We start from the raw sequence: 12012 nt of genomic DNA on the forward strand, positions 1-12012 counted from the left end.
AATAAAAAAAAAGGGTGGGCAACCTGGAAGGCTACCCACCCTTTTGTATAAAGCATTTTGTTATTTACCTTCTTTGGCTGCAACGGTAGCACCGCTCAGCAACAGTTGAACTGATTCATTTAGGATGGTGTACTTATTTGCCTGAAAGAGTTCCATTTTATCTGCAGGCAATTTCAGTTCATAAGCATTATCGGCGCTGGCCATTCTTTTGTCGAAATCGGGATTGTATCGATTGAAAGCGGCCTGTTCCATTGCAATGTGACGGGCAATGATGGCCGAGTGGTACTTACCTGATACGGTAACGCTTTTGGCTTCGCCAAGTTCCTGTACACTGATATTCCTTTTCAGGAGATAGGTAGCAGTTACGCCCATTTGTTCGGTGGCTTCGGCCTTGGTTAAGGTAGTTACACTGCCTTGACCTTCAAATATATAATGTGTACCGATAAACTTTTTAACGTGGGTCCGGGATTCGGCTGGCAGGTAATACTGCAGGTTCCAGAAGTTGCGGCTACCGCTTTTGCGGATGGCGCTGTACACATTACCGGGACCTCCGTTATAGGCAGCAATTACCAATAACCAATCGCCAAATTCGGTATACAGGTCTTTCAGGTATTTGGCCGCTGCGTGGGTACTCTTGAAATAGTCGGTACGCTCATCGTAGCTGCGGGAAACCTTCAGGCCCAGGATACGGGCTGTGGCGGGCATTAACTGCCAGGGGCCTACAGCACCAGCCCAGGAAACCGCTGAACGTTTCAGCCTGGATTCAATAACGGCGAGGTATTTCAGTTCTGTAGGGAGGCCATATTTATTGAGGATATTCTCCATCATATTAAAATAAGGACGTCCCCACTCCTTGATTTCCAGGAGGTCTTCCGTGTTTTTCTCCATATAGTCCTGTACAAAGGTGATGGCGCGGGGATTCAATCGCACATTTGAATTGGCTTCAAATATGGAGTTGAAACCCGGATCAGCCAGTGAATCTGACTTAGCGGGAGATTGAATGGTGTCATTCAATACAATAGTGGCCTTTACTTTTGTGGCCCGTGTTGATTTGGCTGTAGGCTTTTGGGTAGAAGATTTTTTCTTTCCTCCGGTATCAAATGCCATCAGTAACCACACCAGACTAAAAATACTGGCGTAAACTAGCTTTCTTTTCATCATCGTTTTTTAGCACAACAATGCCGACTCTCAGGTATGGATTAAACGGATGATGTTTTAAATAGGAACAGGATCGTCTTTCGAGATAGGATAGGAGGAAAATGATGCAGTGCAGATTATAACGCCGGGGAGTCGCAAATTTGGGCCTTTCATGTTAACCGGCGAACCTATACTGCTGCAACCACTGTTGGGATAGCTGGAGCAAATATAATTCGCAGAATCGGTTTGTCATAATCTGCAGCCCATAAGGCATGCCATTACTGTGCCAAAAAGCGGGATTGAGATACCGGGAATGCCGGTTAGGTTGGAAAAAACTGTAAAAATGTCAGCCAGGTACATGGCGATGGGGTCGTCCATTTTTCGCCCAGCTTGAAGGCGGGGGAGGGGGCGGTGGGTAAAATGATTGCGTCGAACTGGTTGAATACCAAATTGGTTTTTCTACCAGTAGTTGTCTTACTTGCTGGGCCTTCGTAAAATAGGCATCGTAATACCCCGCGCTCAAAACGAAGGTGCCGAGCATGATCCGGCGCTTGACTTCCCACCCAAAACCGTCAGATCGGCTGGACTTATAAAAATCTGTTAAGTCCAGGTTTTTATCCACATTTGGGGTGCGGTAGCCATATTTTACCCCATCGAAGCGGGAAAGGTTTGAGGAGGCTTCGGCGGTGGTCAATACATAATAGGTAGGAACGATGTAGCCGAGGTACTCGAAATTGACGGATTCTACGGTATGACCATCAGCCCGTAGCTTGTCGATCAGGGCCAGGATATTGGTTCTTATTTCATTGTCCAGGGCCGGGCTTTCGAGTGCTTCTTTGAAGTAGGCGATCTTTAAAGTGGCTGGTAATGAATTGGTTGCGGTTGAGTAGGCTGGAACAGGGTTGTCGGATACGGTGCTATCGAACACATCGGGACCGGCCATTACTTCGAGGGTAATGGCTACGTCGGGTATATTGTTGGCAAAGATACCGATCTGATCAAAGGAGGAGGCGTAGGCTATCAGTCCATAGCGGGAGATCCGGCCATAGGTGGGTTTGAGGCCTACGATGCCACAGAAGTCGGCGGGCTGGCGTACGGAGCCGCCTGTATCGCTACCCAGGCTTACCATGCAGAGGGCTGCCTGTACGGCTACTGCCGATCCACCGGAAGACCCCGGGCACCCGGGTTTCATCCTGGGCATTGAGGACCTTGCCATGGGCTGAGTTTTCGTTGGTGGACCCCATGGCGAATTCATCGCAATTGGTATTGCCAATAATAATGGCTTCCTCGGCCAGGAGGCGTTCAACAGCGGTAGCGCTATAAATGGACGTGAAGTTTTGTAGGATCTTCGAGGCTGCGGATACGGGGTGGTCTTTATAGCAGATCACATCTTTCAAAGCGATCACTACACCATGGAGTTTACCCAAGGGTTTACCGGCTGCACGTTTTGCATCCAATTGGGCCGCTACCAACAAAGCCTCCTGATCGTAGACCTGGAGGTAAGCATTGAGGTGGCGTTTTTGATCAATATTGTGCAAAAATGCTGAACGGCTGCTACGCAGGTAGTAGTGCCCTTAAGCAGATCAGCATGGTATTGGGTTATTGATTCGAAGGTAAACAAATCCTGGTGCCGGCTTTGAGAGAACAAATCGGTTTGGAATCCCCGTTAAGGAAGGAACGAAAAATTATTGCGCAGGAGAAGAAGGAGCTTTTTATCCTTTTCGTTCATGCCATCTTCGATCTCTTTCTTTACATTACTCTTGGCATCATTGAACTCACGGATACCTTTACCGATACCTCTCATGAATTCAGGGATTTTACGACCACCAAAAAGGATCAGTACAGCCAAAATGATCAACACCCACTCCATACCACCTGGCATCGAGATCATCAGGAAATTTGTAGCTACAAGCATGGTACTCTTTTATTTTAGATTGAAATACGAAATTACAGCTTTTCATAGGTAAAACGTATAATCCTCAACACAAATTACCCGCAAGTGCTACCTGAAGAAGGTATTTTACTTGCGATTAACAAAATGCACATTATATATACGTAGCCATTGGCAGAAAAGGACAAAAAAGCGGAAACCAAGTGGTTTCCGCTTTCCTATATTTTGTAACGAGCTGAATGTTAAGCTTTAGCTGCAACAGCCTGGCGTTTTTCCTTGATACGGGCGCTTTTACCGCTACGTTCGCGTTGGAAAAACAGTTTGGCGCGGCGTACGCGACCAGTCTTATTCAGTTCGATAGATTCGATGTTGGGGGAGAAAATGGGGAAGGTTCTTTCAACACCTACACCATCAGATATCTTACGTACGGTGAAAGTAGCAGTACCGCCTGTGCCCTGACGCTTAATTACGTCTCCACGGAAACCCTGGATACGCTCTTTACCACCTTCAATAATCTTATAGTTAACGGTAATGTTATCGCCAGCTTTAAAGCTAGGGAAGTCTTTTTACCGATTAATTGCTCTTGTACGAATTGAACTGCTGCGTTCATGACATTCAAATTTTAAGGAGGGCAAAGGTAGTAGTTTATTTCGGATTTCGGATTTAGATTTCCTTATTTTTTAAAACTTATTACCTTATCTGCTGCTTCCTGTTTATAATTTAGTTCCTAAGTTCTTGTTTGTGAGCCTTCACGGCACTATTGATCATTTTACCTGGCTACGTTCACAGACCGTTTTTCACGGATCACGGTTACTTTGATCTGGCCGGGGAAGGTCATTTCGGTTTGGATCTTCTGGGCTATTTCAAATGACAGCTTATCGGAATCGGCATCGGATACTTTCTCTGCTTCTACAATAACACGCAACTCACGACCGGCTTGTATGGCGTAGGCTTTTTCTACTCCATTATAGGCGAGGGCCAGGTTTTCGAGGTCCTTGATACGCTGGAGGTATTGTTGCATGATCTCACGACGGGCACCGGGTCTTGCGCCGCTGATGGCATCACAAGCCTGTACGATGGGGAGATCACGTATTGCATTTCCATTTCATCGTGGTGAGCACCGATGGCATTCACCACGGCTGGATTTTCGCCATATTTCTCGGCCAGTTTGGCTCCCAGGAGGGCGTGGCTCAGTTCAGACTCTTCATCAGGGACTTTACCAATATCGTGCAAGAGACCGGCACGTTTGGCGAGTTTTGGATTGAGGCCCAGTTCGGCTGCCATGATACCGCAGAGGTTGGCTACTTCACGGCTGTGCATCAATAAGTTTTGTCCGTAGGAAGAGCGGAAACGCATTTTACCGACGATACGAACGAGTTCTTTGTGTAAACCATGTATACCCAGTTCAATAACGGTACGTTCGCCGATCTCCATCACTTGTTCTTCGATCTGACGACGGGTCTTCTCCACGATCTCTTCAATACGGGCCGGGTGGATACGGCCATCGGTAACCAGCCTGGTAAGGCTTAAGCGGGCAATTTCGCGGCGCAGGGGATCGAAGGATGACAGGATGATGGCTTCGGGGTATCATCTACGATGAGGTCTACACCCGTGGCGGCTTCAATAGCGCGGATATTACGTCCTTCACGGCCGATGATCTGTCCTTTGATCTCGTCGCTTTCCAGGTTGAAAACGGTAATTGAGTTTTCTATAGCTTGTTCAGCTGCAGTACGTTGTATAGACTGGATAATGATCTTGCGGGCTTCTTTATTGGCCTTTTGCTTGGCATCATCAATGATTTCCTGTTGGAGGGCCAGGGCCTGGGTGGTTGCTTCTTGTTTGAGGCTTTCTACCAGTTGCTTTTTAGCTTCTTCACCGGTAAGGCCGGCTATTTTTCCAGGCGGCGGATATGCTCTTCCTGGTGTTTTTCCAGTTCGGTGCGCTTGAGGTTAACCACTTCAATCTGGCGGTTCAGGTTGTCCTTGATGACTTCATTATCCTTTACCTGTTTTTCCAGTTGGTCTACCTTCTGGTTGATGGTTTGTTCTTTCTGGCGAACCCTGTTTTCTGAATCAACGAGCTTGCGATTGCGTTCTCCTACCTCTTTTTCGTGTTCCCCTTTTAGTTGTAAAAATCGTTCTTTGGCTTCTAATTGTTTTTGTTGTTTTACGGTTTCGGCCTGGGTTTGAGCATCGGCAAGCAGTTTTTTAGCCTGTTGGTCTGCCTCATCGACCTGGCGTTGGGTGTTTTTAGCGAAAATGAACTTTCCAGCTACAATACCGGCCACCAGCGCCACTCCTCCAATTATATAGGTTAATGCGTTCGGATCCATTGTGTTTTAAAAATTTAGATTGTTCTACCATATTATGTATCCTCTCTATGTATAGTATATTGTCCATACGTGAGACGTTAATGTGCGAAAGTACGGAAATAAAACAAGCATTTTTTGACCGGTGAACCTATTTGCATAATTTCTGTTTAGAACGCCCCTTCGCTGAAAAGTGTATAAAAACAGGCGCTTTGCCATTTTGCGTGATGGGTGGGAGCTGAAAAAGCTATTTATTCTTTAATATTGTATCGTTCACCACTCAAAACCATCTTACGATGAAATATCTACTATTTGCAGGGGCCGGTTTGCTACTGGCTATCCAAACGCATGCTCAGCAATTTGCCCTGAAGGGAAATGTGTCAAAAGCTGGCGAACCCATTGAATGGGTTTTCATTTCTTACTCGGTTAATGGGGACCGTAAAACAGACAGTGTACAGGTCAAGGACGGTCAATACCAATTTGCGGGTCAATTATCGAATCCTACTATGGGTAATCTCCGTGTAAAGTATCCAGCGGGTTCGGAATCGGCCAAAAGAAGGGCCATACAGCGTGATTTTGCTACAGTTTTTCTTCAAGGGGTGATATAACAGTCAATAGCGTAGACTCGTTCAGCAATGTTATGGTTACAGGATCCAAAGCGCATGATGAGTTTGTGAAGCTGGGGACCAAACGAAGGGTTATAATGAAAAGCGCCGGGAGCTGGCCAAGGCTTACGGAGAAGCTATTAAAGCAGGTAATAAGGAAGAAGCTGCCAAACTGGATGGGCAGATGGATGCTTTGTATGAGGAAATGAATGAAAAGGTATATGGCAGTTATGTGAAAGCCAATCCGCAATCGCCCATTGCTTTCTATGCCTTCCAGCAGTTTGCGGGTTATGATATTAATGCCGGGAAGGTGGAACCCGTATTTAAAGGCCTGCCCAAGGACGTGCGCGAGTCGAAAGCGGGCAAAGACATGGCAGAGCGTATAGAGATTGCCAAGAAAACCGGTATTGGTCGCGTGGCCATGGATTTTACTCAAAATGATACTTTGGGTATTCCTGTTAAGTTGTCTTCCTTTAAAGGTAAGTATGTGCTGATCGATTTCTGGGCCAGCTGGTGTGGTCCCTGCCGCATGGAAAATCCCAATGTAGTAGTAGCCTATAATAAATATAAGGACAAAGGATTCCATATATTGGGCATATCGCTGGATCAACCTACGGCAAAAGAAAAGTGGATAAAGGCGATCCATGATGATAAGCTTACCTGGACGCATGTTTCGGACCTGCAATACTGGAAAAATTCGGTAGCGGTTCAGTATGGTATCCAGGCGATCCCACAGAATTTTCTGATCGATCCGCAAGGAAAGATCATTGGAAAGAACCTGCGTGGAGAAGATTTGCAAAAGAAGCTGGCCGCCTTGTTTAATTAAGAGTCGGGAAGTCGGTCCCGATAGCTATCGGGACGGAAGAAAACGGCAACCCAACTACTGCATTACTTACCGACTTTCGGACTATTCTTTTAATAAATTAATACAGGAGTGGGCTATTTGCCGCGGGCGATGGCCCACTCTTTTTATTTTTGGTGCCACCATGAATCATAATTTCACCGTCTCTTTGTAATATCACATCCAATTTGGTTACAAATATTTTATAATAATTGAGAAATATGAAAAAACTGTTATTTATCCCTTTATCTCTTGGTGTAGTATTGGTACATGCGCAATCTCTGAACCGTAAAGCGGTATTTGCTCAAGGGCAGCAACTGGAGCGGGTGGCTGCTGTAAAAATGGCTTTTGGAATGGAAATGATGGGCCAAACGATTGATATGAATAATAACAATACCATTACTTCGGTGGTAGAGGTTAAAACGGCCACGGGCAAGGACTATGCGATAGCCAGTACGGTAAAGCGTGTGGTAACGAGTATGAGTGGAATGGGGCAGGAGATGAATTATGATTCGGATAAGAAGGATGAAGCGCCCGATGAAATGGGAAAGAAAATGGCAGAATTGGTGGGCAAAACCACGAACCTGACAGTGAATACCAAGGGATTTATTACGGCCACTGATGATACTACTGTTAATGCCATTGCTGAGAAAGCGGGTGGTTTAATGAGTATGACTGGTGGTTTGACGAGTGCGGCCAATAAGCCTGGCAGCAGTTATGACCTGGTTGCCAATTTGCCCGAGAAGGCATTGAAAGCGGGAGATAGCTGGATAGATTCAACGGTTTCCAAGCAAGGCAAATCGGTAACGAACTATAAGGTACTTGAAATTAAAGGGGATGAAGCGATTGTAAGTCTGGATGGTACGGTGACCCAATCGGGCGAAACGGAGAACAATGGAATGACGATCAACCTCAATATTCAGGGTACCTCCAAAGGGCAATATTCTATGGAACTGGCTACGGGTATTATCAAGAAACGCTCGATGGTGTTGGATGCAACAGGTACTATGGAAATGGCCGGCCAATCGGCTCCATTTACCATGAAAGTAACTATGGATGAAGGGATTACGAAGAAATAAGGTCGGGGGAAGTCCGGAAGACGGGAAGTCTGCGGTTAGGGCACCTGGTCCGATAATGAATCGATACCATATAAGCTTCCAGGCAACCTTTCCGGTTTAGGTCTGAAGGATCTTGTCTAAGAGTTTTTCCATAGACTGTAATTGTTTATCTGCTTCACTAGATATAAGCGGCTGGTCTCCGGCCGCTTTTTGTTGTGTGGCATACCAAAGGACTACCATGGCCACATAATCCTGCATGTCTTTGCCGGCAAACTGGGTTTTAAACTCGACGATCTTGTCGTTGATGAGTTTAATGGTTTTACGAACCACTTCTTCATCGGATGGGGCGATGCGGATCCGGTAGGTTCTGTCGCCGATTACTACATTTATGGGAATTAATTCTTCCATTGCTTGCAAATTTGAAAAGAGTATTCTATATTTATCCACACAGAATTAACAACTGGATATCTGATACACTTTGGACACTAATGGATCGTTTTGGATGGTTAAGGATTAGGAAGACCCGTATTCTATGATTACAAACACCAAAACCAAGCGAACTATGTTTGCAAAAGTAAAGTCGTCCATCTTTATTGATGTCCTGACACTCGAATTAGTAGCACCTATCCGCTCCAGTTTAAGAGCCATTCTACGAGATGAAAAAGGCGATGAATGCAGTCGCCTGGAGGCCAGTGTACCTAAGGGTGACAATACGGTTACCTGGAAAGGCCTCAATGACCTGCCTTATGGCATCTACACTTTAGAGCTTTCACAGGGAGACGATGAAATGAAAATGCGTTTAGTGAAACGAGTATAATTGAATTTATTGGCTCAGCATAGCAATACACCGGTCGATTTCCCGGATGTACTGGTGCAGGCGTTTGTCCAATTCTTTCTTATCGGCTTCATTAAGTTGGCCGGTAGCAGTTTTTAAAGCTGCCATCTTAATTTCCAATTCTTCGATCTTTTTGGCCTGCGAAGCATCCTTCGATCTTAGTTCCTTGAGCTCTTTGGTCAGCCGGTCATTGTCTTTTGCAGCACCTGGTGTTGCTGCAGCACCTGCTGCAGTTTTTCGTTGATGCGTTGCCAAGGTTGCTGTGTTTCTGACATGCCAATTGATTTCGAATAAAGGATTCCGGGTTATGGAATCCCCAGCTGTGGCCGGGAATTCCTGCTTTCCGGTTTATTTTCTAATCTCGGCCTGGAGGTCTTTTTCCAGGGCGGTCATGATCTTATTCATCATTCCATCGATCTCCTTATCGGTGAGGGTTTTTCCTCATCCAGGAAGGTGAAGCTAATGGCCAGTGATTTTTGTCGACACCTATCTTCCCACTCTCGAAAATATCGAACAGCTGAACCTCCTGTAGTTTACCAATCTGTACCTTTCTTACGGTAGCCTCAACGTCGGCATAGGGTAATGTTTTCGGAACGATCATGGCCAGGTCGCGGTGAACGGGTAATTGTTTGGGTAATTCGGATACTTTGAGTGTGCCTTTAGCCACTTTCTTCAGGAGTAATTCCCAGTCAATATCGGCAAAGAAAACCGGCTGTTTGATATCGAAACGTTTCAGTTCATGGGGGCTACGGTACCTAATGTGGCAATCACTTCATTGTTGATCTTTACTTCCAGGCTGTCGGCCAGTTTTTGGGTAGTGTTGGCTTGCCAGCTTGCTTTAGTAATGCCGGTGAGCTGCAATATCCTTGCCACGATTCCTTTAATATAGTAAAGATCAACGGTATATCCTTTGGCTTTCCAGGAATCTTCTTTTACCTGGCCAGTAATGTACAGGCAAACATGCTCCTGTTCATTGTAATTGCCAGGGGCTATTTTGTGGTAGGTTTTACCAAATTCAAAGAATTGGAGGTTGTGGTTTTTGCGGTTCAGGTTATGGGCAATGGCTTCCAAACCTGTTTCGAGCATGGAGGGACGCATGATATTGTGGTCGGCACTGAGGTTATTCAGCAGGCGAACGGCAGTACCCAGCTCTTCCTCATCGAAATAAGCGGCATTGGTAATGGAGTTGGTGAAAATTTCATTGAAACCCAATCCTACCAGGTAGTTGGCCGATTTTTCGCGGTAAGTATGTTTGTAGCTGTCTGTTTCAATAGAAGGGGAGATCATAATGGAGGTAGGGATCTCTACATTGTCTAGTCCGTCAATGCGCATGATCTCTTCCACCACATCGGCGGGCAAGGAGATATCGGGTTTGCTATAGGGGGCATTGACCCAGATATTGTCCATGCCTTCTTTAATGATCTCGAAGCCGAGGGTGGTAAGGATCTTTTTCACGGTATCGGGATGGTAGTTCTTACCACTCAGCTTACGGAGGTAATGGTATTTAAGGACTACGGATGCTTTTTCGCGAGGGTCGGGATAAATATCTACTACATCGGAAGTGATCTCACCGCCTGCCAATTCCTTGATCATCATGGCGGCTCTTTTGAGCACATTCACGGTATTGCTGATATCGACATTCTTTTCGAACCGGGTGGCTGCGTCGGTACGCAGGCCGTGGCGGAAAGAGGTTTTTCGGATATCAATAGGATTGAACCAGGCGCTTTCGAGGAAGATGTTCCGGGTATCAGCTTTTACACCACTGTGTAACCCACCAAATACGCCGGCAATACACATGGGTTCGCAATCGCCATTGCAAATAATGAGGTCTTCGGCATTGAGTTTCCGGGTCTTTTCATCCAGTGACACAAAGGGCGTTCCTTCGGGCAGATTTTTAACCAGTACTTTACGGCCTTTTATGGCATCTGCATTGAATGCATGTAAAGGTTGACCGGTTTCGTGGAGGATGAAATTGGTGGTATCAACAATGTTGTTGATGGGGCGCAGACCAATGGAGCGCAATTTGTCCTGCAGCCATTGAGGGCTTTCCTTTACCTGTACATTGCTAATGGTTACCCCGCTATAACGCTGGCAAGCATTGGCATTCTCAATTTCTACGGCAATGGGCAGGCTGGTATTATCGGTCTTAAAGCTATTGTTGAAGGGCGATTTAACGCGGTAATCCTTTTTATCATGGTGTACCAGGTAGGCGGTCACATCACGGGCAACGCCCAGGTGGCTCATGGCATCCATGCGATTGGGGGTAAGTCCGATCTCAAATACCCAATCGGTATAGGGCTTAAAATAAGCGGCTGCGGGCGTACCTGGTTTTACTTCGGCAGGCAGTATGAGGATACCATCATGGTGATCGCTAAGGCCAATTTCGTCTTCGGCGCAGATCATACCGTGGCTCTCTACGCCCCTGATCTTTGCCACTTTCATTGTGAGGGGATCGCCGTTTTTGGGGTAGATGGTAGTTCCTACAGTGGCTACAATTACTTTTTGTCCGGCAGCTACATTGGGTGCGCCGCAAACGATTTGCAGGGGATCGCCACTACCAACGTTGATGGTGGTAACAGAAAGTTTATCGGCATTGGGATGCTTCTCACGGGTCAATACCTCTCCAATAACAAGTCCTTGCAGGCCACCTTTCATGCTTTCATATCTTTCCAGGCTTTCTACTTCCAGGCCTACGGCTGTTAAAATCTTGCTCAAGCGCTCCGGTTCAATGGTTACCGGTAAATATTCATGTAACCAGTTATACGAGATCGTCATTACTTAGTTTGATCTTTTGATGTTGAATTACTTGCGTTGCCCTCCACCGAAGCCGTCTATATGATCTGTTCCGGCTCATCAGGGGTATTTGGGCGAGGGGCAAAGATAAGGATTAGCCGGGAAGGATGAAGGGCTGTCCAAACGGCTCCTGTTTGCACAAAAGGGGCTCGTATCCATGATATTGCATTAAAGTGTGTAGGCAGGTAATTAATTGGTTATTTTTCTTTCACCGCCGAAACCAGCAATGAAGTTAATGGCTGCTATGAGGTTGCCTCCTTTGGAGATGGTGCCATCAAAATTACGACCGAATGAAAAGGTCAGCCTGCGGTTTTTACCAATATCATATTCTGCATTGAAGATAAGCCGCCAGGAGGGATCGAGCTCACTATTGCCCAGTATGCTTCTATACAAGGCTTCGCCGCTTAGGTTCAATTTGTCGTTCAATGCACTAAGTAAAAAGCGGGCGCCTGCATCGAAAGTGGAAACCTTGTCGGTGCTTAGTTTACCTGCGGGATCGGCAAAGATGGCATTGGGTTGGTAGAGGTACCTGGCTATGAACATG

General features: G+C 46.2%; 15 protein-coding genes and 2 pseudogenes. 4 read left to right on the top strand and 13 right to left on the bottom strand.

Going from position 1 to position 12012, the window contains the following annotated elements:
• Positions 1–60 precede the first annotated feature (60 nt).
• From RS881_RS07360 to RS881_RS07395, 8 genes and pseudogenes are all read right to left on the bottom strand, one after another.
• Entirely contained in the window at positions 61–1107 is a 1047-nt protein-coding gene (locus tag RS881_RS07360; protein ID WP_315820476.1) for a lytic transglycosylase domain-containing protein, read from the bottom strand.
• Positions 1108–1483: 376 nt separating this feature from the next.
• A pseudogene (locus RS881_RS07365) lies at positions 1484–2675 on the bottom strand (amidase family protein).
• A 128-nt stretch (positions 2676–2803) separates the two neighbouring features.
• Positions 2804–3052 (bottom strand): Sec-independent protein translocase subunit TatA/TatB, encoded by a 249-nt coding sequence (locus RS881_RS07370; protein WP_315820477.1) that lies wholly within the window; start codon positions 3050–3052, stop codon positions 2804–2806.
• Between the two features lie 218 nt (positions 3053–3270).
• A complete protein-coding gene (gene rplS / locus RS881_RS07375) occupies positions 3271–3561 on the bottom strand; it encodes a 50S ribosomal protein L19 (RefSeq protein WP_425476373.1) in 291 nt (96 codons plus the stop codon).
• Between the two features lie 236 nt (positions 3562–3797).
• Positions 3798–4049 (bottom strand): hypothetical protein, encoded by a 252-nt coding sequence (locus RS881_RS07380; RefSeq protein WP_315820478.1) that lies wholly within the window; start codon positions 4047–4049, stop codon positions 3798–3800.
• Positions 3986–4498 carry an HDIG domain-containing metalloprotein gene (locus RS881_RS07385; RefSeq protein WP_315820479.1) on the bottom strand — a complete coding sequence of 171 codons (513 nt, stop codon included), beginning with the start codon at positions 4496–4498 and terminating at the stop codon, positions 3986–3988. The genes RS881_RS07380 and RS881_RS07385 overlap by 64 nt, the downstream gene beginning before the upstream one ends.
• Positions 4499–4554: 56 nt before the next feature.
• Positions 4555–4827 (bottom strand): KH domain-containing protein, encoded by a 273-nt coding sequence (locus tag RS881_RS07390; protein ID WP_350340193.1) that lies wholly within the window; start codon positions 4825–4827, stop codon positions 4555–4557.
• Positions 4807–5360 (bottom strand): annotated as a pseudogene (locus tag RS881_RS07395) (Rnase Y domain-containing protein); the annotation flags it as partial. The pseudogene RS881_RS07395 and the gene RS881_RS07390, both read right to left, overlap by 21 nt.
• Before the next feature lie 272 nt (positions 5361–5632).
• Here RS881_RS07395 and RS881_RS07400 point away from each other — a divergent pair.
• The 3 genes from RS881_RS07400 (at position 5633) to RS881_RS07410 (ending at position 7861) form a co-directional block, all read left to right on the top strand.
• The gene (locus RS881_RS07400) at positions 5633–5944 is read left to right on the top strand and encodes a DUF4369 domain-containing protein (RefSeq protein WP_315820481.1); all 312 of its coding nucleotides are present in this window, start codon (positions 5633–5635) and stop codon (positions 5942–5944) included.
• Between the two features lie 181 nt (positions 5945–6125).
• Complete coding sequence (locus RS881_RS07405; protein WP_315820482.1) at positions 6126–6767, top strand: peroxiredoxin family protein; 642 nt, start codon at positions 6126–6128, stop codon at positions 6765–6767.
• Positions 6768–7003: 236 nt separating this feature from the next.
• Positions 7004–7861, top strand: coding sequence for a DUF6263 family protein (locus tag RS881_RS07410; RefSeq protein ID WP_315820483.1), 858 nt, complete (start codon positions 7004–7006; stop codon positions 7859–7861).
• Between the two features lie 96 nt (positions 7862–7957).
• Here the strand turns inward: RS881_RS07410 and zapA are convergent, their stop codons facing one another.
• Positions 7958–8248 (bottom strand): cell division protein ZapA, encoded by a 291-nt coding sequence (gene zapA / locus RS881_RS07415; RefSeq protein ID WP_315820484.1) that lies wholly within the window; start codon positions 8246–8248, stop codon positions 7958–7960.
• A gap of 154 nt (positions 8249–8402) precedes the next feature.
• On the opposite strand from zapA, the gene RS881_RS07420 reads away from it, so the two are divergent.
• Positions 8403–8657, top strand: coding sequence for a hypothetical protein (locus RS881_RS07420; protein ID WP_315820485.1), 255 nt, complete (start codon positions 8403–8405; stop codon positions 8655–8657).
• A 6-nt stretch (positions 8658–8663) separates the two neighbouring features.
• Here the strand turns inward: RS881_RS07420 and RS881_RS07425 are convergent, their stop codons facing one another.
• From RS881_RS07425 to RS881_RS07440, 4 genes are all read right to left on the bottom strand, one after another.
• Positions 8664–8930, bottom strand: coding sequence for a hypothetical protein (locus RS881_RS07425; RefSeq protein ID WP_315820486.1), 267 nt, complete (start codon positions 8928–8930; stop codon positions 8664–8666).
• Between the two features lie 166 nt (positions 8931–9096).
• Positions 9097–9342 carry a phenylalanine--tRNA ligase subunit beta-related protein gene (locus tag RS881_RS07430; protein WP_315820487.1) on the bottom strand — a complete coding sequence of 82 codons (246 nt, stop codon included), beginning with the start codon at positions 9340–9342 and terminating at the stop codon, positions 9097–9099.
• A 65-nt stretch (positions 9343–9407) separates the two neighbouring features.
• Positions 9408–11390, bottom strand: coding sequence for a phenylalanine--tRNA ligase subunit beta (pheT, locus tag RS881_RS07435; RefSeq protein WP_315820488.1), 1983 nt, complete (start codon positions 11388–11390; stop codon positions 9408–9410).
• A gap of 267 nt (positions 11391–11657) precedes the next feature.
• A complete protein-coding gene (locus RS881_RS07440; RefSeq protein WP_315820489.1) occupies positions 11658–12011 on the bottom strand; it encodes a hypothetical protein in 354 nt (117 codons plus the stop codon).
• Position 12012 lies beyond the last annotated feature (1 nt).

This window comes from Paraflavitalea speifideaquila (assembly GCF_032395985.1).
Lineage (GTDB): Bacteria > Bacteroidota > Bacteroidia > Chitinophagales > Chitinophagaceae > Paraflavitalea > Paraflavitalea speifideaquila.